The organism is Ciceribacter sichuanensis (assembly GCF_024055605.1).
Classification (GTDB): domain Bacteria; phylum Pseudomonadota; class Alphaproteobacteria; order Rhizobiales; family Rhizobiaceae; genus Allorhizobium; species Allorhizobium sichuanense.
Window position 1 is genome coordinate 590,620 of sequence record NZ_JAMXLX010000001.1, and the last position, 20,642, is coordinate 611,261.

The 20,642-nt window shown below is 61.1% G+C and carries 18 protein-coding genes; 11 read left to right on the forward strand and 7 right to left on the reverse strand.

What is annotated here, in order from left to right:
* Positions 1 to 92 precede the first annotated feature (92 nt).
* Together NBH21_RS02850 and NBH21_RS02855 are read right to left on the reverse strand one after the other, a co-directional pair.
* Positions 93 to 317, reverse strand: coding sequence for a hypothetical protein (locus tag NBH21_RS02850; protein WP_250912434.1), 225 nt, complete (start codon positions 315 to 317; stop codon positions 93 to 95).
* Between the two features lie 153 nt (positions 318 to 470).
* Entirely contained in the window at positions 471 to 1,259 is a 789-nt protein-coding gene (locus NBH21_RS02855) for an SDR family oxidoreductase (RefSeq protein WP_099057201.1), read from the reverse strand.
* A 365-nt stretch (positions 1,260 to 1,624) separates the two neighbouring features.
* Here NBH21_RS02855 and NBH21_RS02860 point away from each other — a divergent pair, with 365 nt between their 5' ends.
* The gene (locus NBH21_RS02860) at positions 1,625 to 4,897 is read left to right on the forward strand and encodes an autotransporter domain-containing protein (RefSeq protein WP_250912435.1); all 3,273 of its coding nucleotides are present in this window, start codon (positions 1,625 to 1,627) and stop codon (positions 4,895 to 4,897) included.
* Between the two features lie 162 nt (positions 4,898 to 5,059).
* Positions 5,060 to 5,842, forward strand: coding sequence for a DeoR/GlpR family DNA-binding transcription regulator (locus NBH21_RS02865; protein ID WP_250912436.1), 783 nt, complete (start codon positions 5,060 to 5,062; stop codon positions 5,840 to 5,842).
* A gap of 30 nt (positions 5,843 to 5,872) precedes the next feature.
* On the opposite strand, the gene NBH21_RS02870 is transcribed toward NBH21_RS02865, so the two are convergent.
* Complete coding sequence (locus tag NBH21_RS02870) at positions 5,873 to 7,279, reverse strand: FAD-binding oxidoreductase (RefSeq protein WP_250912437.1); 1,407 nt, start codon at positions 7,277 to 7,279, stop codon at positions 5,873 to 5,875.
* 334 nt (positions 7,280 to 7,613) lie between these two features.
* Here NBH21_RS02870 and NBH21_RS02875 point away from each other — a divergent pair, with 334 nt between their 5' ends.
* From NBH21_RS02875 to NBH21_RS02900, 5 genes are all read left to right on the forward strand, one after another.
* On the forward strand, positions 7,614 to 8,621 hold the full coding sequence (locus tag NBH21_RS02875) for a magnesium transporter CorA family protein (protein WP_250912438.1): 1,008 nt from the start codon (positions 7,614 to 7,616) through the stop codon (positions 8,619 to 8,621).
* A gap of 300 nt (positions 8,622 to 8,921) precedes the next feature.
* On the forward strand, positions 8,922 to 10,586 hold the full coding sequence (locus tag NBH21_RS02880; protein ID WP_250912439.1) for an electron transfer flavoprotein-ubiquinone oxidoreductase: 1,665 nt from the start codon (positions 8,922 to 8,924) through the stop codon (positions 10,584 to 10,586).
* Between the two features lie 282 nt (positions 10,587 to 10,868).
* Complete coding sequence (locus NBH21_RS02885) at positions 10,869 to 11,345, forward strand: EF-hand domain-containing protein (protein ID WP_250912440.1); 477 nt, start codon at positions 10,869 to 10,871, stop codon at positions 11,343 to 11,345.
* A gap of 368 nt (positions 11,346 to 11,713) precedes the next feature.
* Positions 11,714 to 12,460, forward strand: a complete 747-nt coding sequence (locus NBH21_RS02895; RefSeq protein WP_250912441.1) for a pentapeptide repeat-containing protein — start codon at positions 11,714 to 11,716, stop codon at positions 12,458 to 12,460.
* 147 nt (positions 12,461 to 12,607) lie between these two features.
* Positions 12,608 to 13,714 (forward strand): branched-chain amino acid aminotransferase, encoded by a 1,107-nt coding sequence (locus tag NBH21_RS02900; protein ID WP_250912442.1) that lies wholly within the window; start codon positions 12,608 to 12,610, stop codon positions 13,712 to 13,714.
* Positions 13,715 to 13,747: 33 nt separating this feature from the next.
* Here the strand turns inward: NBH21_RS02900 and NBH21_RS02905 are convergent, their stop codons facing one another.
* The gene (locus NBH21_RS02905; RefSeq protein ID WP_250912443.1) at positions 13,748 to 14,536 is read right to left on the reverse strand and encodes an AraC family transcriptional regulator; all 789 of its coding nucleotides are present in this window, start codon (positions 14,534 to 14,536) and stop codon (positions 13,748 to 13,750) included.
* 95 nt (positions 14,537 to 14,631) lie between these two features.
* Here NBH21_RS02905 and NBH21_RS02910 point away from each other — a divergent pair, with 95 nt between their 5' ends.
* Positions 14,632 to 15,564 (forward strand): DMT family transporter, encoded by a 933-nt coding sequence (locus NBH21_RS02910; RefSeq protein WP_250912444.1) that lies wholly within the window; start codon positions 14,632 to 14,634, stop codon positions 15,562 to 15,564.
* Positions 15,565 to 15,609: 45 nt separating this feature from the next.
* On the opposite strand, the gene NBH21_RS02915 is transcribed toward NBH21_RS02910, so the two are convergent.
* Positions 15,610 to 16,005: a DoxX family protein gene (locus tag NBH21_RS02915; RefSeq protein WP_250912445.1), complete on the reverse strand. Its 396-nt coding sequence runs from the start codon at positions 16,003 to 16,005 to the stop codon at positions 15,610 to 15,612.
* Between the two features lie 171 nt (positions 16,006 to 16,176).
* Between NBH21_RS02915 and NBH21_RS02920 the strand changes: the two genes are divergently transcribed.
* Positions 16,177 to 17,313, forward strand: coding sequence for a low temperature requirement protein A (locus NBH21_RS02920; protein WP_250912446.1), 1,137 nt, complete (start codon positions 16,177 to 16,179; stop codon positions 17,311 to 17,313).
* Between the two features lie 113 nt (positions 17,314 to 17,426).
* Complete coding sequence (locus tag NBH21_RS02925) at positions 17,427 to 18,041, forward strand: L,D-transpeptidase (RefSeq protein WP_250912447.1); 615 nt, start codon at positions 17,427 to 17,429, stop codon at positions 18,039 to 18,041.
* A 13-nt stretch (positions 18,042 to 18,054) separates the two neighbouring features.
* Here NBH21_RS02925 and NBH21_RS02930 read toward each other — a convergent pair whose 3' ends face one another.
* Positions 18,055 to 18,960: a DMT family transporter gene (locus NBH21_RS02930; RefSeq protein ID WP_250912448.1), complete on the reverse strand. Its 906-nt coding sequence runs from the start codon at positions 18,958 to 18,960 to the stop codon at positions 18,055 to 18,057.
* 126 nt (positions 18,961 to 19,086) lie between these two features.
* On the opposite strand from NBH21_RS02930, the gene NBH21_RS02935 reads away from it, so the two are divergent.
* Positions 19,087 to 19,563 carry an Lrp/AsnC family transcriptional regulator gene (locus NBH21_RS02935; protein ID WP_163904355.1) on the forward strand — a complete coding sequence of 159 codons (477 nt, stop codon included), beginning with the start codon at positions 19,087 to 19,089 and terminating at the stop codon, positions 19,561 to 19,563.
* Between the two features lie 23 nt (positions 19,564 to 19,586).
* On the opposite strand, the gene NBH21_RS02940 is transcribed toward NBH21_RS02935, so the two are convergent.
* A complete protein-coding gene (locus tag NBH21_RS02940; RefSeq protein ID WP_250912449.1) occupies positions 19,587 to 20,603 on the reverse strand; it encodes a zinc-binding alcohol dehydrogenase family protein in 1,017 nt (338 codons plus the stop codon).
* Positions 20,604 to 20,642 lie beyond the last annotated feature (39 nt).

Sequence of the window (20,642 nt, forward strand, 5' to 3'; positions counted from 1 at the left end):
GGCATCTGCGCCAGAGAGGTGCTTCTTGCTCTGTTCAACGCAATCGGGTTCCCAGTCCGATTGCGCTTTTCATCACGTCGAATATGGAGCGGTCAGGCAGACGGCTCGTGATCGCGTGGAAGCAGGAAACGTGCGCCGACAAGCACGATCAGCCCTAATATGGCGACTAAGGAACCGTTGACGGTCCAGACGCTATCCTTGGGCATGAAGTCCGTGCCGGGCAGGCTCACCATATGTGTGCCGTGCGCGACCCAGACCGCGCCGACAACAATGATAAGGCTCCCGACAATCGTCAGTAGCTGCCGAATATGCTCCATATTTCTCCTCCCATGGAACAAATTGTCGCACATACTATAGTCGATATGCGGTCGAAATCCAGTGTTTTCAGGGGTTTGAAAACCTCTCCTGGAGGCGCAAAAAAATCCCGCGCACCCTGCGATGCGCGGGATCGTCAATCTGCGGAACTGATATCAGATCGAGCTGGCTGCGCCGCCATCGACCCTGAGCATCGTGCCGGTGATGTAGCTGGCCTGCTGAGAGCAGAGGAATGCGGCGGCGGCGGCGAATTCCTCAACCGCGCCCAAGCGTCCGGCCGGGATGGTCTTGATCGAGGCAGCGCGTACCTCCTCGATGCTGCGCCCGGTGCGCTGCGCATTGGCGCCGTCGAGCTCATCGATGCGGTCGGTGTGAATGCGACCCGGCAGGACCATGTTTGCGGTCACGCCATAGGAAGCGATTTCCGTCGAGATGGTCTTGTTCCAGCCGACCAGCGCCGAACGCAGGGTATTGGAGAGTGCGAGGTTGGGGATCGGCTCGAAGACGCCGGAGGAGGCGACGGTCACGATGCGTCCGAAGCCTTGGGTCTTCATCAGCGGCAGGAGCGCGTTGGTGAGCGTGATGACGCGGACCACCATGCTCTGGAAGAAGTTGTAGAGCTTTTCCGGTGTCATGTCCTCGACCGTTCCGGGCGTCGGACCCCCGGTATTGTTGACGAGAATATCGATGCCCCCGAGTTTCTCGTGAACGGCGGCCAGCATGGTATCGACGAAGTCGGCATCCGAAATGTCGGCCACCACGTATTCGGCCTTGCCGGCTCCGGCAGCATTGATTGCCTCGCAATTGGCCTTCAGCTTTTCGCCGCTACGACCGCACAGCAGCACATGTGCGCCCTCTGCCGCAAGCGCCTTGGCGATGCCGAGGCCAAGCCCGCGCGAAGACGCCAGCACCAGCGCGCGCTTTCCCTTGATGCCGAGATCCATGATGTCCGTCCTTCTCTGGAAGTGATTGCGTTGCCGCCACGTTAGCAAGCACGCGGTGCGAAAGGAAAGGCCTCTGCAAGCGTTAACGGTTCGCCACGGTATCGTGCCGTGAGTGTCGGGATGTCGCTTCGCCCGACGTTGCTGCAGAACGCGTGCGCTACATCCGAAATGTCACAAAGGTTACATTTAACTTTGAGATAACCATTGGCGAACGGGACGAAGCCCGGTTCTGAACAAAAAATATAGTTCGTCATGGTGATTAAATGTCAAAAAAGTATCATTTTAATATGCGAAGCAGAGGATCTTTTGTCCTGCGCCGCCGTCTTGGTGCATTGCTTTGCGGGGCGGCTTTTCTGGGAGCTGCCATGGTTCCCGCTCAAGCTGCTGACGAAGGCACCTTCCGCCTTCTGTCGCTGAACACCTGGCTCGACCGCTTCAAGCCCGATGCTTCCCAGATCTCCGACTTCCTGATCAACGGCGCCTACGACATCATGGCCTTCCAGGAACTAAGGACCAACAGCACCTACTCGGCGCAGATCCCCGGTATTCTAGCCAATGCGGGGCTTGGCACCTACGCGAGCGCTCAGACGAGCGACGTCGGCGTCACCTATCGCCTGCCGGGTACTTCCGGAGCCATAACGCTTCCCAACGGCGGACCGGCCGTGAGCTATGTCACGCTTGACCAGCAGAACGGTCTGCCGAGCACCGTCGTCGGTTCGGTTCACCTGAACTACTATGACGAAGCCAACTACCGCATCGATGAAGCTAAGGCGCTCAATCAGTGGGCGGCCTCGACGGACGGGCCGCTCGTCATCGTCGGCGATTTCAATGCCGGCGATGTCTCCGAGCGTGGTCTCCACAATGCCCAGCAGCAGTCATACCTTTTCGCCCGCACCATTATTGACGGCGGCAGTTCCCAGCTATGGCTGGATCTTGCGGACGAATATACGCCGGCGGGCCGGGAGGCCGAGTTCCAAGCCTATGTGGAAAGCATGCAGGCAACCGATCCAAACGGCAGTGCACACTACCGCAATGTCATCCAGGCCTATTTCGATGCGCACCAGAGTGATTATCCCGGGCTGACCAGCATCTCGCAAATGAGCTGGCGGCAGTGGGAGGAAATCGTCGCCAAGGATATGGCCAGCAATGGCCTGACATTCGTCGATGAGACCTATCCGGTGGCCTCGAATACGCCGCAGACCCTGAATATTCTGAAGAAGCAGTATATGCTGCTACAGAACGAAAGCGAGCGCGAACCCTACGCTCCTCACACCATCCTCGACGGCAGCACCACCTGGACCTCCCATGGCGAGGATGCGACGAATACATGGACGAGCTGGGATCGGGTGAAGATCGACCACTTCCTCGTTTCTCGTCCCTACGGCAAGTGGTGGGAACTTGCTGACGATCCTAACGACCCGTATCTCGGAGTTGTCGATGACGTCGGCTACGCGAACGATGGCACCACGCCACTCTCCGATCATGAACCGGTGGCTCACACCATGCGCTGGATCGGTCCGGCGCTGGAGAAATATGCAGTCGCCGGCGGCGCTGCCGATCAGACCCGTCTGGTCTGGGGCACGGAAGCTCCGGTGTTCGAGGAAAAGGGCAAGGTCTTCTACCTGATGCGCAACAATATGCGCACCGACCTCTATCTCGGGCAGGTCTCCGATGATGAAGGCATGCCGATCCTGACCGGCCTGACGGCGGCCGAGAAGAAGACGCTCCTCGACTGCAAGAGTACCGATGCCCGCTTCCAGCAGGCAATCGCGGAATACTGCATCGATGATCATAGCTTCATCGACGAGACCCTCGTCAAGGACGGCGGCACGGTCATCGTGGACGAAGATGCCGCCCTCGGTACTTCGGCTGCGGAACTCCGGCTCGACAACGGTACCCTGCAGATCGCCGGAACGGCCATGACCTCGCTCGACCGCTCTGTGATCCTTGAAGCCGGTGGCGGCACGATCGACGTTAACGACCCCTCCAACAAGTTAACGGTCGCTCGCGAGATTTCCGGCGCAGGTTCGTTCACCAAGGCCGGCGCGGGCACCCTGAACCTCACTGCCGACAACAGCTATACCGGCGAAACCATCGTTGCCGCAGGCCGTCTGGCAGTCAACGGTTCCATCGAGGACTCTGTCATGACCACCGTCCTCAACGGCGGCATCCTCGGCGGTAACGGCACGGTCGGCGATCTCGTCGTCGAAGCTGGCGGCAAGGTTGCTCCGGGCAACTCGATCGGCCACCTGAACGTTGCCGGCGACGTGACCTTCGAAAAGGGCTCGACCTACGAGGCCGAGGTCGATGGCAGCGGCAATTCTGACATGATCTCTGCCACCGGTTCGATCTTCATCAACGGCGGCTCGCTCTACTTCATCGCGGCAGGCAGCGGCTATGATCCGGCGACGGATTACACCATCTTGTCCGCCGGTACGGGGATCACGGGCCGGTTCGACAGCGTCGGTTCGGATTTCGCCTTCCTGTCTCCGGACATGCTCTACACTGCGACCGGCGTTACCCTGCGGCTCGAGCGCAATGATATCGACTTCGGCGGCGTCGCTACCACGCGCAACCGCATCGCCACCGCCGGCGGTATCGAAAGCCTCGGCGAGGGCAATGCTCTCTACTCTGCGGTTCTGCGGCTTGATGCGGCCACCGCCGATGAGGCCTTCCATCAGGTGTCGGGTGAAATGTACCCCTCGATCGCCGGCGCGCTGGCCGATGACAGCCGCTTTGTCCGCGATGCCGTCGAACAGCGTTTAAGCGGCATGGAAGCGGTAACCGGCATAGCCGGCCAGCCGGGCGAGGATGCTTCCGGATATCAGGCCTGGAGCCAGGGCTTCGGCTCCAAGGGGTCTACCGATGGCAGCGGTGTCGACCAGCTCGACCGCAGCACCGGTGGTCTGCTGATGGGTATCGACCGCATGGTCACGGAAGACCTGCGCCTCGGCATCCTCGGCGGCTACGGCCGGTCCTCCTTTTCGCAGAGCGGCCAGCCGGCTTCCGCCGATGCCGACAGCTACATCCTCGGCTTCTACGGCTCCACCCAGCTCGACGCCCTGCGCCTGAGCTTCGGCGGCAGCTACGGCTGGAACTCGATCGAGGCCGACCGGGACATCTCCTTCGGCAACTTCACCGACAGCCTGAATGCTGATTACGATGCCGCGACCGCCCAGCTTTTCGGCGAGGCCGCCTATCGCATGCAGCTTGGCGATGCGCTGTTCGAGCCCTTCGCCGGTCTGGCCCAGGTCCATGTCTCGACGGATGGCTTTACCGAAGACGGCGGTGCTGCCGCACTCTCCGTCGACGACGCCACCTACAACGTGACCTTTGCCAATTTCGGTCTGCGTGCAGCCACTTCGTTCGATGTCGGCGGCACCGTGGTTCGCCTCAAGGGGCAGGCATCCTGGCGTCACGCCTTCAGCGACAACGCCCCGGATGCCTCAATGGCGCTTGCCGGCGGCTCTGTCTTCGATATCCAGGGTGCTTCCGCCAGCCGTGATACGGCCGTCGTCAAGGCCGGTATCGACTTCGATGTCGCGAAGAACTCGTCGGTCTCCGTCAACTACGTCGGCGAATTCGCCGCCGGAGGCGCAGATCACGGTGTCAATGCCGGTTTCAAGCTTACGTTCTGATTTGAAACAGCCATCCTGAAAAGCGAAGGCGGGTCAGGGCCCGCCTTCATTGTTTCTGTTGGTGACGCGCGGCGGTTGCTTGCATTTTACCGGCGATATGCTTCCCTCGCGGTAAATCGAAATCCGGGTAGGGGCGGACAGCCGGAGGGAACAAAAAAGACAATGGACAAAAAGACACGCCGTCAGGAAAGCCTGATGAAGCATCTCGAACAGTACCGCTACATCTCGCTCGAGGAGATAGCCACGCGGTTCTCCGTGACCACGCAGACGGCACGGCGGGATATTCAGGATCTCGAAATGGCCGGCAAGGTACGCCGGCTGCATGGCGGCGCAACGATCTCACACCCGATCGATCCCGGTGTTCTTCTGGCCCGACGCGTCGAGAATGCCGAGGCCAAGGAGAGAATCGGCGCAGCCGTCGTCGAGCGGATCAAGGACGGTTCGGCAATCTTCATCGACACCGGAACGACCTGCGAGGCCGTCGCCCGCGCTCTTCTGGGGCACAAGGGGCTCCGGGTCGTGACTTACAGCCTGCGTGTTGCGACTGTTCTCAGCGAAGGTGCGGATTTCACCGTCGCCGTGCCGGGCGGTTTCGTGCGCCGGGTGGATGGCGGCGTGTTCCGTCAGGACACGCCTGAATTCATCAGCAGGTTCAAGTTCGATACCGCCATCATATCGGTCAGCGGCATCGATTCCGCAGGCGATATCGGCGATGACGACCATGCCGAAGTAGCGGCCGTTCAGGCAGCCATGAAACAGGCGGAAACAATCATCCTTGCCGTCGACAGCAGCAAGTTCGGCCGTCGTGCGCTGGTGAAGCTCGCAGCTCTGGCCGACATCCACGAACTGGTCAGCGATGCGCTCCCCGATGCCGATCTGTTGCGCAAGCTCAACGAGGCGGGCGTGCGCCTGCTGATCGCGAATGGATCACAAGGCGCAAGGTGACACACCGATGAGGCCTGAAAACGCCTTGGCTCAGGCGAAGGGCACCTTGCCCGGGTTGAAAATCCCCTTCGGGTCGATGGCCTGCTTGATCGTGCGGGCCAGCGCCTGCTTTTGCCGCGAGACATTGCTCTCGTAGCCGTGGCGTTTCTCGAAGCCGACACCATGCTCGGCGGAGAAGCTGCCGCCAGCTTCCTGCACGCCTGAATAGATCGCATCCTCGACGGCCAGCAGTTCCGCCTTCGGTAGCGGTCCCTGCTTGATCAGCGTCAGATGCAGGTTGCCGTCGGCGATATGGCCGTAGACATAGGCATCGTAGGTTGGGTCGATGGCTCTCAGCCGCGCGTGAAGGCCGGCGACATAGGCGTCCAGCCCGGTTGGGGGTACCGAGATGTCGAAGGAGGGCGCATCCGGGATGTCTGCGTAATAGAAGCCGGAATCCTCCCGGATATCCCAGAACTTCCCCGCTTGGTCGAGCGACTGGGCGATGATCCCGCCCTTGAGGCCGACGGGTTCCCAGAGCATTTCAAGGCCTTCCTCCAGCACTCCGGTCGCCTGCTCGACAGTCTCGCCCGAAACCTCGATCAGCAAGGCGCCGGCATCGTCTTCCAGCCAGGACAGGTCGAAGTTCTTCAGTTTGGCATGGTCGCGAATATAGCGCGGCCACATCATTTCCGCCCCCTCCAGCGCAACGGCCGGCAGCGAGCGGAAATGCCGGATGACGGAGAGTGCCGTCGTCGCATCCGATACCCCGATGAAAGCGGTGGCGCGGTGAGGGCGGATGGGCTCCAGCTTAAGCACGACCTTGGTGACGAAGCCGAAGGCGCCTTCGCCTCCGATGAACAGGTGCTTGAGATCCGGTCCGGCTGAAACCTTCACCACCCGCGTCATGTCTGAATAGATTTCGCCCGACGGCAGGATCGCCTCCAGCCCGAGAACCTGATGGCGCATGACGCCGTTGCGAAAGGCGAGGATGCCGCCGGCATTGGTGGAGACCATGCCGCCGATGGTCGCGGTGCCGCGCGAGCCGAGGTCGATCCCGGTCGTCAGTCCGTGGGGTGCTACCACCTGCTGCAGCGCCTCGAGAGCCACGCCCGCCTCGACCTCGACCGTCATCTCATCGGCATGAACAGCGAGGATACGATTCAGTCGCGAGGAGGAAAGGATCACTTCACCGGCATGGCTGACATTTCCGCCGACGAGGCCGGTGAGGCCGCCCTGCGGTACGATCGCAACGTTGTTCTCGGCGCACCAACGGACGAACACGGCGGCTGCCTCGCTCGATCCCGGCTGGGCCATGACGCCGGCGGCAAAGTTGTCGGGATGCTCGCCCGGATGGCGTCCGGCGAGTTCCGAGGGACCGAGAACGACGATCTCAGGATGAAGCCCGGACAGGCGTTCGGCGAGGTCGGCTGGCGAGAGGCGGGGAGCGGCTGGCATGGCGGCGGAATCCGGATGATTGGCCTCCCGATGCAGAGAGGCGAGCTGTCCCGATTGCCATGCACCCGGGAGGCTTTTTTGGCAAGCACGGGCACGCGCCGTCCCGCAAGCTGGCCCGCCTTCCTTAAACTTTCGCAATGCGGCATTTTGGGCTTGATCCCGGCGCGATTTGGGATCATCTGATTTGCGTCGCGACAGGATCGCGTCTCAATCCAAGGTTACCGTAATGGATCCTTCCAGTCGAAGTTCGAACCAAGTCCGCCGTCCCGTCCGGTAACAGGTCCGTTCTTCGCGCCTGCTCCGGATGGCTGAAAAGCCCTGAAGGAGCATGTCCATGCTGCGCATTTATCTTCGCGAAGCAGAACGCCTTGTTCTGCGCAATGATTCCGAAATCGCTTCCGCTGAAAACGCCGTCCCCGAGGTTGCCGCTCCGGTCCTCTGGTATGACCTTGTAAGCCCGACCTCGGCCGAAAGCCGGCATGTCGAGCAGGCCCTCCAGCTTTCCATCCCGACCCGCGACGAGATGGAGGAAATCGAGCTTTCCGCCCGCCTTTATCAGGAGGATGGCGCCGAGTTCATGACGCTGACGGCGCTGACCAATCTCGACAGCGGTGAGCCGATGAAGACCCCGGTCACCTTCATTCTCAAGGGCACGACGCTGGTTACGGTTCGCTACGCCGACCCCAAGCCCTTTCTCGCCTTCGTTCACCGTGCCTTGCGCGTCAATGCCCAGGCCTATAGCTGCGGCGAGGAGGTCATGATCGGCATCATCGAGTCGATCGTTGACCGGATGGCGGACGTGCTGGAGCGCATCGGCAACGAGATCGACGGCATTTCGCGCGAGGTGTTCCGCAGCAAGGCGACGCCTTCCACGAAAAAGACCCAGGATCTGCAGTCGCTGATCGAACAGCTTGGGCAGAAGGGCGACTTCCTCAGCGGTGTGCGCGAAAGCCTCGTCAGCATCTCGCGACTGGTCGCCTATCATGCTGCGCTGGAGACGCCGCAGCGCAAGCCGAGCAAGGAAGTCCGCCAGCGGGTGAAGATGGTTCAGCGTGACGCGTCGTCTCTCGGCGATCATGCGGCTTTCCTGTCCGGCAAGGTCAATTTCCTGCTGGATGCCACACTCGGCCTTATCAATCTCGAGCAGAACCAGATCATCAAGATCTTCACGGTGGCCTCGGTCGTCTTCCTGCCACCGACGCTGGTCGCCTCGGTCTATGGCATGAATTTTGAATCCATGCCGGAGCTGCGCTGGGACATCGGCTACCCCTGGGCAATGATGCTGATGGTGGCATCGGCCGCCCTGCCGTTCCTCTATTTCAAGCGGCGTGGCTGGCTGTAAGGTCTTGCCCGACAGGGCATCAGGGAAGGGGGCAAGGAATGCGCGCCCCTTTCCATCGCCGCTCTCATTTTCCGTTTCTGACATGGTTCACAGGCGCACTCGGCGCTCAACCCCCAATGCAGCGCGTCAGGATGGCGCAGCGCCTTTAATTGACGTGAACGTAAACGGTAGATATTCTGATTGGGAATGATCCCAGACCATAATTTCGAGCCAGAGCTTGTCGCATCCCGGCTCGACAAGCCGCTTGTGTTTTGACAATGAAGAAGCCGAAAAAAGGGGATCGGTTAAGCGGAGAGGATGATGAGCGAAGAAATGGAACTGCCCGAACGCGAAAGCATGGAATTCGACGTCGTGATTGTCGGGGGAGGGCCTGCCGGTCTTTCGGCGGCTATCCGGCTTAAGCAGGTCAATCCCGACCTTTCCGTCGTCGTGCTGGAAAAGGGCGCCGAAGTCGGAGCCCATATTCTCTCGGGCGCGGTCGTTGACCCTGTTGGCATCGACAGGCTGCTGCCGGACTGGCGTGACGAGGCGGATCATCCATTCAAGACGCCTGTTACCGACGACCACTTCCTGTTCCTCGGCCCGGCCGGCTCCATCCGTCTTCCGAACTTCGCCATGCCGCCGCTGATGAACAATCACGGCAACTACATCGTCTCGCTCGGCAATGTCTGTCGTTGGCTGGCGACCCATGCGGAAGCCTTGGGCGTCGAGATCTATCCGGGCTTTGCCGCGACCGAAGTGCTCTACAACGACGAGGGCGCTGTGATCGGGGTTGCGACCGGCGACATGGGCATCGAGAAGAACGGCGAGCCCGGCCCGAACTACACGCGCGGCATGGCGCTCATCGGCAAGTACGTGCTGATCGGCGAGGGCGTGCGCGGTTCGCTCGCCAAGCAGCTCATCGCCAAGTTCGATCTCTCGAAGGATCGCGAGCCGCAGAAGTTCGGCATCGGTCTCAAGGAACTCTGGCAGGTCAAGCCGGAAAACCACAAGCCCGGCCTTGTGCAGCACTCCTTCGGCTGGCCGCTCGGCATGAAGACTGGCGGCGGCTCCTTCCTCTATCACCTTGAGGACAATCTCGTAGCCGTCGGCTTCGTCGTCCACCTGAACTACAAGAACCCTTATCTCTTCCCCTTCGAGGAATTCCAGCGGTTCAAGACCCACCCGACCATCGCTCCGACCTTCGAAGGGGCCAAGCGCCTGTCCTACGGCGCCCGTGCGATCACCGAGGGCGGCTACCAGTCGGTGCCGAAGCTCTCTTTCCCGGGCGGCGCGCTGATCGGCTGCTCGGCCGGCTTCGTCAACGTGCCGCGCATCAAGGGTTCGCACAACGCCGTGCTCTCCGGCATGCTGGCTGCGGAAAAGATCGCCGAGGCGATCGCTGCCGGCCGCGCCAATGACGAGCCGGTCGAGATCGAGAACGAATGGCGTTCGACCGATATCGGCACGGACCTGAAGCGCGTTCGCAACGTCAAGCCGCTGTGGTCGAAGTTCGGCACGGCAATCGGCGTGGCGCTCGGCGGTCTCGACATGTGGACCAACCAGCTCTTCGGCTTCTCTTTCTTCGGTACGCTGGGCCACGGCAAGACCGACGCCCAGTCGCTGGAACCGGCGTCCAGGCACAAGCCGATCGCATATCCGAAGCCGGACGGCGTTCTCACCTTCGACCGCCTGTCCTCGGTCTTCCTGTCGAATACCAATCATGAGGAAGACCAGCCGGTCCATCTTCAGGTGAAGGACATCGCCCTGCAGAAGTTGTCCGAACTCGGCATCTTTGCCGGACCGTCGACACGCTACTGTCCGGCGGGCGTCTATGAATGGGTGGAGAAGGACGGCGAGATGAACTACGTCATCAACGCCCAGAACTGCGTCCACTGCAAGACCTGCGATATCAAGGACCCCAACCAGAACATCAACTGGGTACCGCCGCAAGGCGGCGAGGGCCCTGTTTATCCGAACATGTGATAGTTCAATTCCCGGACCGACAAGCCAAGGTCTTGGGCTCGCAAGGTTCCATCGTAAAGTGACCGAGCACCTGACGTCCCGCCGGACGTCAGGTGCTCGTGTTTTGGGCTCAGGGTATGGTTCGCGCTCGCTCCGAGCTCCATACGTTTCTGTTTATACATATCAATGTTAATATAAATTGATGGATTAATATACGATCCATCCGACGAGATCGCAGGGCGATCCATCGGCGTAATCTTACACCCGAAACTTTGGAGGATTGAGCGGATGTCACGGAAATCGATGACCTTTGTTACTCTGTCCCTTGCTGCCGCCCTCGTGGCAAGTGTCGCCGAAGCGCAGCCGTATGGCTTTGGCGGGGGCCCCGGTTGGGGCCGTGGTGGCATGATGATGAACGCACCCGGTCGTGGCCGGTTCCCGATCATCGACGCAGATGAAAATGGCGTTATCAGCGCGGAGGAGGCTGCCTCGGCGGCAGAGGATGTGTTCGCCGCAATGGATTCTGACGATAACGCCGAACTGACGATGGAAGAATACATGGCTGTCCGCATGGGGCCACAGGATGGCTGGAACAAGAGCCGTCAGGCTGAGCGGGAAAAGCAAAAGAGTGACCGCTTCGGCACCATGGACGTGGACAAGAGCGATAGCGTTTCCCAGGCCGAGTTCATTGCCAATGCCAAGGCTCGCTTCGAGGCCGCTGATAGTGACAAGGATGGCAAGGTCACTCCGTGGGAGTGGCGTAGCCAGCAGTGGAACTAGCCGTTGCGGCGCAATTCGAGTCCGGCCAGCATCAATGAAAGGCCCGAGAGGGACGGCGAGTTGAACCATGTCGTCAACGCTTGGAACTGCGGCAAGACCTACGACATCAAGGCCTCGAATCAGGACATTAACTGGGCGCCGCCACAAAGCGGCTAGGCCCGGTTTATCCGAACATGTAATGGCCGGCAGGCGGGCCGCCCGGACCGCCTGTCCGTGATTGTCGGGCAAGAGCCGGTCGCCGGTTGGGCGGTTCTCTCGATTTTGATCGCTTGCCTCGATTTCCCTGTTTTAATGGCGCCGCAGTTTTCCTAGATAAATAGGCATGACAGCGCGGTGTCGCGCTTCGGTGCTGGTTGCGGAGCGAAATGATGACGATCCTTTTGGGCGGGCGATTGCCGACGGGACAGGCTACAGCTTTGGCAGCGGCAACGCTGCTGTTTTCGATTGCGTCTTCAACTGGCAGCGCAATGGCCGGTGATTGCCGAAGTTACGCCCAGCAGGGTATCGACTGGAGCGGTTGCAAGAAGTCGATGCTGATCATCACGGAAAGCGAACTCGACGGCGCCAATCTCACCAAGACCGATTTCTCCTTCACCGACCTGCGTGGCTCCTCGATGAAATCGGCCAACCTCGAGAAGGGCAAGATGGTCCGGGCGTCCTTCGTCGCGGCCAAGTTGGAAGGCGCCAACTTCAACAAGGTCGAGGCCTACAGAAGCAATTTCGCCCGCAGCACCGCCGACCGCGCCACATTCGTCAATGCCGAGGTCCAGCGTGCCGATTTCCGCGAGGCGCAACTTGCAGGCAGCGATTTCACCAAGGCTGAACTCGGCCGGGCGGATTTCCGCGGGGCGACGATCACAGGTAGCCGCTTCACCATGGCCAATCTGGCGCGTGCACGCCTGAACGATGCGGTCTTCACCGGCCCGCTCGATTTCCGCAACGCCTTCCTGTTGCTGACCCGTATCGAGGGCCTCGATCTTTCCTCGGCCACCGGGCTGGAACAGGAGCAGATCGACCTGGCCTGCGGCGACGCCTCCACGCGCCTGCCGCCCGGACTGGTCCCTCCCGCAGGCTGGCCATGCGCCGACGATCCGGACGATAGCAGCGATCCCTGAGCGGCGCCGGACCTCGCTCGACACCTGCCGCGCGGCTGTTTGGCGCTGCCGGCCTGACTTTGCGCAGGCGTCACGAAATGCCTTGAAAAATCCCGGCCAAAGCGGCAGTTTGCGCCACCTTAGAGATCAGTTGAAAGATCACCATCCATGCAAGCCGAAACGCCCCGCCTTATCTTCGATATCAAGCCGAATACCAATCCGATGCCCGAAGCCGACCGTCTGAAGGCGTTCGAAAATCTCGGCTTCGGTACGCTCTTCTCCGACCACATGGCGGTGATCCGCTGGAGCGAAGGCAAGGGCTGGCATTCCGCAGAGGTGACGGCGCGCGCGCCGTTCCCGATCGATCCGGCGTCCAGCGTTCTGCACTACGCTCAGGAAATCTTTGAGGGCATGAAGGCCTATCGCACCTCCGATGGCCGCGCGGTCCTGTTCCGCCCCGAGGATAATGCCCACCGTTTCAACGAATCCGCCCGTCGCATGGCCATGCCGGAACTCCCGGAAGAGGCCTTCATCGAGGCCGTCGAAAAGCTGGTTCGGCTCGATGCCAAGTGGATCCCGCAGGGCGAGGGCGCGAGCCTTTATCTGCGCCCCTTCATGTTCGCCAGCGAGAACTTCCTCGGTGTGCGTCCGTCGAAGGAATACATCTTCTGCGTCATCGCCTCGCCGGTCGGTCCCTACTTCAAGGGCGGCGCCAAGCCGGTCAGCATCTGGGTTTCCGAACATTATACGCGTGCGGCTCCCGGCGGAACCGGCGCTGCGAAGTGCGGCGGCAACTATGCGGCCAGCCTCGTTGCGCAGGCCGAAGCCTATGCCAAGGGCTGCGATCAGGTCGTCTTCCTCGATGCTGCCGAGCATAAATGGGTCGAGGAACTCGGCGGTATGAACGTCTTCTTCGTCTTCGAGGATGGCTCCATCGTCACCCCGCCGCTCGGCGGTACGATCCTGCCGGGCATCACCCGCAAGTCGCTGATCTCGCTTGCCCGCGAGGAAGGCGTTACCGTTCATGAGAAGCCCTATTCCTTCGAGGAATGGAAGGCCGATGTCGCCAGCGGCAAGCTCAAGGAAGCCTTTGCCTGCGGCACTGCCGCCGTGGTCGCGGCCATCGGTACCGTCAAGTATCCGGAAGGCGAATTCCAGATCGGCGGCGGCCAGAACGGCCCCGTCACGACCAAGCTTCGCGATGCGCTCGTCGGCATCCAGCGCGGCCAGAGCAATGACCGGCATGGCTGGCTCCATGCCATCGACGGTATCTGAGATCGCCGTCCTATCCCGCTTGATTGAGGCCCGTTATTCCGACGGGCCTTTTTTCTGGCTGCTGCGCATCTGCGAGGGGCTTGTCCCGGTCAGTCGCCGGAACATGGCGATGAAGGCCGAGGCATTGCCATAACCCAGCCGGTGCGACACCGATTGCACACTGTGCCCCTCTTCCAGCAGCGAAAGCGCCGTGACCAGCTTCAGCCGCTGTCGCCAGTCGTTGAAGGGCATGCCTAGAAGATCCTGCGCGCGGCGGGCAAGCGTGCGTTCCGTCGTGCCGGCGAAGCGTGCCCATTCCGATGCCGACCGCTTGTCGCCGGGATCGTCCTGCAGCGCCTGCAATACCGGAGCGAGAAGCGGATCGTCGGTCGATGGCAGGTAGTGCAGGACGCGCGGCGCGGATCGCACCTGATCGACGATCACCATGGCAAGCCGCAGGTCTGCATCGCTTTGCGGATGTCGAACGCCACGCGCATCGAAGTCCGCGAAAATGGCCTTCAGTAGGGGGCTGAGAGCCAGGGTGCAGGGCTCCGCCGGCAAGTCCGCGCAGAGCGCCGCTTCGATATAGGCCGTGGCATAGCGGATATCGTGACGATTGACGGCCTCATGGCGGAAGCCCGGCGGAATCCAGATCGCATAATGGGGTGGCGAGAGAAACGGGATGCCTTCGATGGTGATTTCCGAGACGCCTTCCAGCGCGTAGTTCAGTTCTGCCCAAGGCTGACGGCGCGGAGGGAAAAAGGTTCCCGCGCGATAGTATTCCGTGCGCAGGAAGACCGGCTGCGGCGGTTCTCCATCGATATGGCCATACTGGACGGGCATGGCGTCTCCTCGCAATTGATTGTCTGATATTCGTTATATTGCGAGATTTGGACATTTGCTAGAGAAGGCCGAACGGAAGAATGCGAGGCGCGGTCATGGCGAAGTTTCAGAAACAGGGGAGTGAGGCGGGCAATGGATTGCCGATGGTGCCCGTCATGCTGGCGCTTGCAACGGTCGTCATCTGGTCCGGCAACACAATTGTCAGCAAGGCCGCGATCGATGTCATTCATCCGGCTTCCATCGCCTTCTATCGCTGGGTGATCGCCTTTCTGGTGCTGATGCCCTTCGTACTGCGCTCCGCCTGGAACGAACGCGAAGTCACCCTTCGCTACGCTCCCAAACTGGCATTTCTCGGATTGATGGGCATGGTTGCTTATCAGAGCCTTGCCTATGAGGCGGCAAAGACCACGACCGCCGTCAATATGGGCGTGCTGATCGGGCTCATTCCCCTTGTCTCGGCCTTTCTGGCCGCGCTCATTGCGAATGAGAGGCTGACCACGGCCCGTATCCTCGGCGGTATCGTGTCCTTCGTCGGCCTTCTCTATCTGACGGCGCGGGGCGATATGGCGACCCTCACGAGTGGCGGCGTTCACGTCGGCGACGGGTTGATGCTCGTCGCGGTCTTTTCCAGCGCCCTCTACGGTGTGCTGCTCAAGCGTTGGCGCATTCCGATTTCCACCTGGCTGCAACTCTGGTGGCAGATCGGGGCGGCGGTGATGATCCTGCTGCCGTTCTGGATGATGAGCGAGAAAAGTCCGCTGACGGCGGTCAACCTGCCGCTGGTTCTTTATGCGGCGCTGCCGACATCGCTGCTCGGGCCATTCATGTGGATGATCGCCGTGCGTGAACTTGGCGCGGCCCGCTCGTCGATGTTCTTCAATCTATTCCCGGTGCTCGTCGCCGTCCTGGCGATGATCCTGCTCGGAGAGCGGCTGGAGAGCTTCCACTACATCGGAGGAGGATTTGCCCTTGCCGGCGTGCTCATCGGTCTTCGCCAGCCCACAGGGCGGCTCGTGGCGGGCACGTGAGCCGTTCCGGTGGCGTCGTTACCCGCGGTCTCTTGCCCGCCAGCCTCACTCGCTGGCTTTCCAGGCCGCAAGCATCAGGCCGCCGATCACGGTGATATGTTCCATCACGATGTAGAACTCGACGGTCTTTAATGGCTCCTCCATCGTCCAGAATGTGTGAGCGATCGGGATGGTGAGCGCGGTGAAGACGCCGAGTGCGCCTGCTCCGAGCCATGTCCACCGGTTGAGGATGACCAGAAGGGAGCCGGCAAGCTGCACGAAGATGGTGGCAATTGCGAAGGACGCCGGTGGATTGAGGCCGAAATGCTGCATCTCCGCAACGGCGGCCGGGAAGTCCACGAGTTTGGAGATGCCGCTCGCCCAGAATATGTAGGTCAGCAGGATGCGGGCCACATAGCCGAACCATGTGCTCGCAGTGAGCGATGCAATGAGACTGTTCATGTAATCTCTCTCCCCAGTGAACGGATGGAGAGTTTGCCTGCCTCTCAAATATTGGCAATCCTCAAAAATTGCCCTTTTGTCTTTATTCTTCCCGTTGATCTTGCGGACCAAAGAATTTCAGGGAAATTTCCCATCGTCGTATACCAATCGTGGCTCATCGGGGTGGGTGATATGAGCGAGCATACCGAGAACAGCAAACCACAGTTTCGAGCCCAGACCGTTGAACTCTTCTTCGATCTGGTCTTCGTCTATACGATTACCCGTATCACGCATCTCGTCGAGCACGCCCATGGGGCGGTTGACTATCTGCACGCCTTTGCCGTGCTGATGCTCGTCTGGTGGATGTATGGCGGCTACATCTGGCTCACCAACCATGCCCACACACCGAAGGCTATGCGGCTTGTTCTGGTGGCTGCGATGGCCGGTTTCATGGTGATGGCCTTGACCGCCTCGGCCACCGGGGGATCAGGTTCGCTGATCTTCGGAATGGCCTATCTCTTCATCGTCGTTCTGCATTTTGCCGCCTTTGCCGCGCAGGGCGGTCGCGCGGCCGCGATGGCCATGCTTCGTATCGTGCCCTTCAACCTCCTCGCGGCTCTGCTGGTGCTCGCGGGAGGTATGATGGATGCCGAATGGAGTTGGGTTCTGCTTCTGGCACCCGCAGCCCTCTATCTGTCGGTCGCGGCGATGAACACCGGCGAGGGCTTTGCGCTCGACCCCGCTCATTTCGTCGAGCGTCATGGTCTGCTGCTCATCATCGTGCTCGGAGAGACGATCATTGCAGTGGGAACCGGTATAGGTGACGCTCCGCTGGATGTTCACACGATCGCGCGCCTGGTGCTCGGTATCGCCCTTATCGCCCTGTTGTGGTGGAGCTATTTCGATGCGGATGACGCGCTTGCCGAGCATATCATGCTCGCGGCTGACAACCGGCGGCGCACGCGCATCGCCCTGTTCGGTTACACGATCGGCCACCTTGCGATGATTGCGGGGCTGATCCTCGTCGCGGCCGGTCTCAAGGCGGCGGTTGGTGCTCCCGGTGGAGCGGAAGGGCACGGTTCGGAAATGCTGCTGGCGACGGGGGTCGCGGTCTATCTGGCTGCGGACGTGTTCTTCCGCCGTCTGGCCGGGCTTGCGCCGGTGATGGTCCGTCTGGTCGCGGCGCTGGTGTTCGCGCTGGTGCCATTGCTGCATCTGCCCTTGCATGGCGCTGTATTGATTGCGGTTCTTGCTGCTGGAATTGTTCTTGTCTTGCTGACCGAGGCGACCCTGTCCAGAGGTCGTTCCGCTTTGCTGCGCGCGGAGTAAGTAAATCCCGCCATAAGCAGGGAGTATTTACGAGGCTCTCCGTGGATTAACTCCGCATTAACCATGATTTCCTTAATTTGCCGTCATTCGACGAACACATTGAGGACATCAAAATGACGATCTCGCGCCGCGGTCTGCTGATTGGTTTGCCGCTCTTCGTGGCCGGTTGCCAGTCGGTTCCGAACCAGCAGGCGATGTATGGAGATCGTCCGGAAGAGCCTCATCCGCTGAAGAAGATCCCCATCGAGAAGATCAAGCCGGAACTGCGCAGGCAGGAAGTGGCTTACGCAACCACTGAGGCGGCAGGCACCATCGTCGTAGATACGCCGGCCCGTCGGCTCTACTACGTTCTGGGCGAGGGGCGTGCCATGCGCTACGGCGTCGGCGTTGGCCGTAACGGTTATGCACTGGCCGGCAGCGCCTATATCGGCCGCAAGGCCGAATGGCCGACCTGGACGCCGACCGGCAACATGATTCGCCGCGATCCGGAAAAGAACCTGAAATATGCTGGCGGCCTGCCGGGCGGCATCAACAATCCGCTCGGCGCACGCGCCATCTATCTTTACCGCGGTGGCAACGACACCATGTTCCGCATCCACGGCACCAACCAGCCATGGTCGATCGGCCAGGCGATGTCGTCCGGTTGCGTGCGCATGATGAACCACGACGTCATCGATCTTTACGAACGCGTCAAGGTCGGCGGACGGGTCGTCGTCCTGCAGGCCTGAGGGCCGGAAGGTATCAGGAGCGACGGGAGAGGATGCCGGTGGAAAGAAGCACACCGGCTCCCGTGACCAGCGTCGCGGCAATCGTCAGCGCACCCAGAGGTTCACCCAGCAGGACCGCGCCGCCAAGTGCTGCGGCAACCGGCGTGACGGCGGTGTAGGCGGCCGCCTGTGTGCCGCCGAGCGCCCTGACGGCATTGCCATAGAGGATCGTCGCCAGCAGCCCGGACAATAGGCCTTGCGTCACCACCTGCAGACCGGTCTCGCCGACCGGCGCTTCCAGCAGATGCGTGCCGAGAAAAGGAATGAGCGCGAGGTTGATGATCGTCGACCAGACGCAGATCAGCGCTCCGCCCTCATAGGCGGAAAGTCCCGAGTGCCGGAAGGCGTGGGTGTAGATCGCCCAGAGCACCGCGCCGATGGGCAGGACCACATAGCTTTTCCAGCTCAAGGCGCCGGTCGAGAGACTGCCGAGCAGCAGCAGCACGCCGCCGCAGAAGATGGCGGCCATTCCAAGCCGGCGCATGCGGTCCGGTCTTTCTCCAAGCAACACCACGCCGATCAGCGCGACCGCGAGAGGCATGACGCCCGGCAGCAGGACACCCGCAGCCGATGCAGGCGTTGCCTTCATGCCGAAGGCGACCACCTGAAAAAACGGTGCGCCGGAACCGAGAACCATCAGGACCAGCGGCAGCTTGGGTGTTTTTTTCGGCCAGAGCCCCGTCTTTAGCCAGACAGGAGCAAGCACCAGAGCCGGTATGCCATACCGCAGCAGGCTGAGGTCGAGGGAAGAAAGCGAAGTGCCGACGCTGTGGCGCGTCGAAATCAGCCACGCAGCCCATATCAGGACCACTGAGAGTGCCGATATGGCTCCGAGGCCGGCTGAAAGGGGAGGTCGGGTGACGGTGCTGACGGTGGTCATGGGGGACTCTCCTGATGCGATGCATGAGGATAGCGCCAGATGGACGGGTATGTCCTTGCCATTTGTGCTTGCAAAGTCCACTATATTGGCAGAAAATTGCGTTATGAAACTATAATGGTAGGAAATATGCCAAAACTCGACAAATTCGATCTGGCAATCCTTGAGGCCCTCCAGCAGGACGCCCGCGCGACCAATGTCGAGATTGCCGAACGAGTGAACCTTTCGCCGTCACCTTGCCTTCGCCGGATACGACTGCTGGAAGAGAGCGGCGTCATTCGTGGCTACCGCGCCGATATCGATCGCGGAACGGTCGGGTTGGATCTCACCGTCTTTGTGACCTTCAAGGTCGCCCATCACACGCGGGAACACGCCCATGCCTTTCAGCAGGCGCTCCAGGCGCTGCCCGAAGTCGTCGGCTGCTACATGATCTCCGGGAATTCCGATTTTCTTGCGGAAGTGGTGGTCGAAAACCTCGCGGCCTATGAGGCGTTGCTGACCGACAAGTTGCTGGTTCTGCCGCATGTCACCGACATCCAGTCGAATTTCGCGATCCGCAGCGTCAAGACGAGCGGACCGCTGAAACTGCCGGCGGCGAAAGGTTAGCTCCGCCGCCGAGGTGTCTTGCCTCAAAAGCCTTCCAGAACGACCTTGCCGGTGGTGCGGCCGCTTTCGATGAGCGCATGGGCCTTCTTGAGGTTTTCCGCGTTGATGGTCCCGAGCGTCTGCGACAGGGTCGTGCGGATCTTGCCGGCATCGACGAGATCGGCGACGTGATCAAGGAGTTTGTGCTGCTCGATCATGTCGGCGGTCTGGTGTACGGGGCGGGCAAACATCATCTCCCAGTGAACGGAAACGGCCTTGCCCTTGAAGGGCATGATGTCATAGCCGTCCTTCATGTCGTCGATCAGCACCACGCGGCCCTGCGGGGCGATCAGTTCGGCGATCTGCAGCCGGTGCTGCGCGCTGCCGGCGACGGAGAACACGAAGGCCGGAGCGCCGATGCCAAGCGCGGCATATTCGGCGGCGAGCGGCTTCGAATGGTCGATCACATGATGGGCACCGAGCGCCTTTGCCCATTCGGCGGATTCCGGCCGCGACGCGGTGGCGATCACAGTCAGGTCCGTCAGGGTGCGGGCAAGCTGGATGGCGATGGAGCCGACCCCGCCGGCGCCGCCGGTGATCAGGATGGCATTGTTGACGCCGGGCACCTTGTCGGCAACCTTAAGCCGGTGAAAGATCGACTCATAGGCCGTGATTGCGGTAAGCGGCAGGGCTGCGGCTTCGGCAAAGCCGAGCGAGGAGGGCATCCGTCCAACAATCCGTTCGTCCACAAGATGAAACTCGCTGTCGGTACCGGGCCTGTTGATGGCGCCGGCATAGAACACCTTGTCGCCCGGCTTGAACAGCGTGACCTTTTCGCCGACCGCCTTGACGATGCCCGCCGCATCGAAACCGAGGATGCGGTATTCGCCTTCCGGCGGCGTGGCGCCTGCGCGGACCTTGGTGTCGACCGGATTGACGGACACGGCCTTGACCTCGACCAGCAGGTCATGACCGGCTGCGACGGGTTCGGGCAGGGTAATGTCGAGAAGGGAATCGTCGGCCGAGATGGGGCCTGACTTCAGATAACCGACTGCGCGCATGGAAATCTCCTTGGGATTGTTAGCACGCCATTCAATTGA

Bases quoted from the DNA above. Each gene is read 5' to 3' on its own strand.
- NBH21_RS02870 (WP_250912437.1), bottom strand. From the start codon at position 7,279: ATGCCAGCCGCTCCCCGCCTCTCGCCAGCCGACCTCGCCGAACGCCTG.
- NBH21_RS02920 (WP_250912446.1), top strand. From the start codon at position 16,177: ATGAGCGAGCATACCGAGAACAGCAAACCACAGTTTCGAGCCCAGACC.
- NBH21_RS02910 (WP_250912444.1), top strand. From the start codon at position 14,632: ATGGCGAAGTTTCAGAAACAGGGGAGTGAGGCGGGCAATGGATTGCCG.
- NBH21_RS02935 (WP_163904355.1), top strand. From the start codon at position 19,087: ATGCCAAAACTCGACAAATTCGATCTGGCAATCCTTGAGGCCCTCCAG.
- NBH21_RS02880 (WP_250912439.1), top strand. From the start codon at position 8,922: ATGAGCGAAGAAATGGAACTGCCCGAACGCGAAAGCATGGAATTCGAC.
- NBH21_RS02860 (WP_250912435.1), top strand. From the start codon at position 1,625: ATGGTTCCCGCTCAAGCTGCTGACGAAGGCACCTTCCGCCTTCTGTCG.
- NBH21_RS02865 (WP_250912436.1), top strand. From the start codon at position 5,060: ATGGACAAAAAGACACGCCGTCAGGAAAGCCTGATGAAGCATCTCGAA.
- NBH21_RS02855 (WP_099057201.1), bottom strand. From the start codon at position 1,259: ATGGATCTCGGCATCAAGGGAAAGCGCGCGCTGGTGCTGGCGTCTTCG.
- NBH21_RS02850 (WP_250912434.1), bottom strand. From the start codon at position 317: ATGGAGCATATTCGGCAGCTACTGACGATTGTCGGGAGCCTTATCATT.
- NBH21_RS02905 (WP_250912443.1), bottom strand. From the start codon at position 14,536: ATGCCCGTCCAGTATGGCCATATCGATGGAGAACCGCCGCAGCCGGTC.
- NBH21_RS02885 (WP_250912440.1), top strand. From the start codon at position 10,869: ATGACCTTTGTTACTCTGTCCCTTGCTGCCGCCCTCGTGGCAAGTGTC.
- NBH21_RS02930 (WP_250912448.1), bottom strand. From the start codon at position 18,960: ATGACCACCGTCAGCACCGTCACCCGACCTCCCCTTTCAGCCGGCCTC.
- NBH21_RS02895 (WP_250912441.1), top strand. From the start codon at position 11,714: ATGACGATCCTTTTGGGCGGGCGATTGCCGACGGGACAGGCTACAGCT.
- NBH21_RS02875 (WP_250912438.1), top strand. From the start codon at position 7,614: ATGCTGCGCATTTATCTTCGCGAAGCAGAACGCCTTGTTCTGCGCAAT.
- NBH21_RS02915 (WP_250912445.1), bottom strand. From the start codon at position 16,005: ATGAACAGTCTCATTGCATCGCTCACTGCGAGCACATGGTTCGGCTAT.
- NBH21_RS02940 (WP_250912449.1), bottom strand. From the start codon at position 20,603: ATGCGCGCAGTCGGTTATCTGAAGTCAGGCCCCATCTCGGCCGACGAT.
- NBH21_RS02900 (WP_250912442.1), top strand. From the start codon at position 12,608: ATGCAAGCCGAAACGCCCCGCCTTATCTTCGATATCAAGCCGAATACC.
- NBH21_RS02925 (WP_250912447.1), top strand. From the start codon at position 17,427: ATGACGATCTCGCGCCGCGGTCTGCTGATTGGTTTGCCGCTCTTCGTG.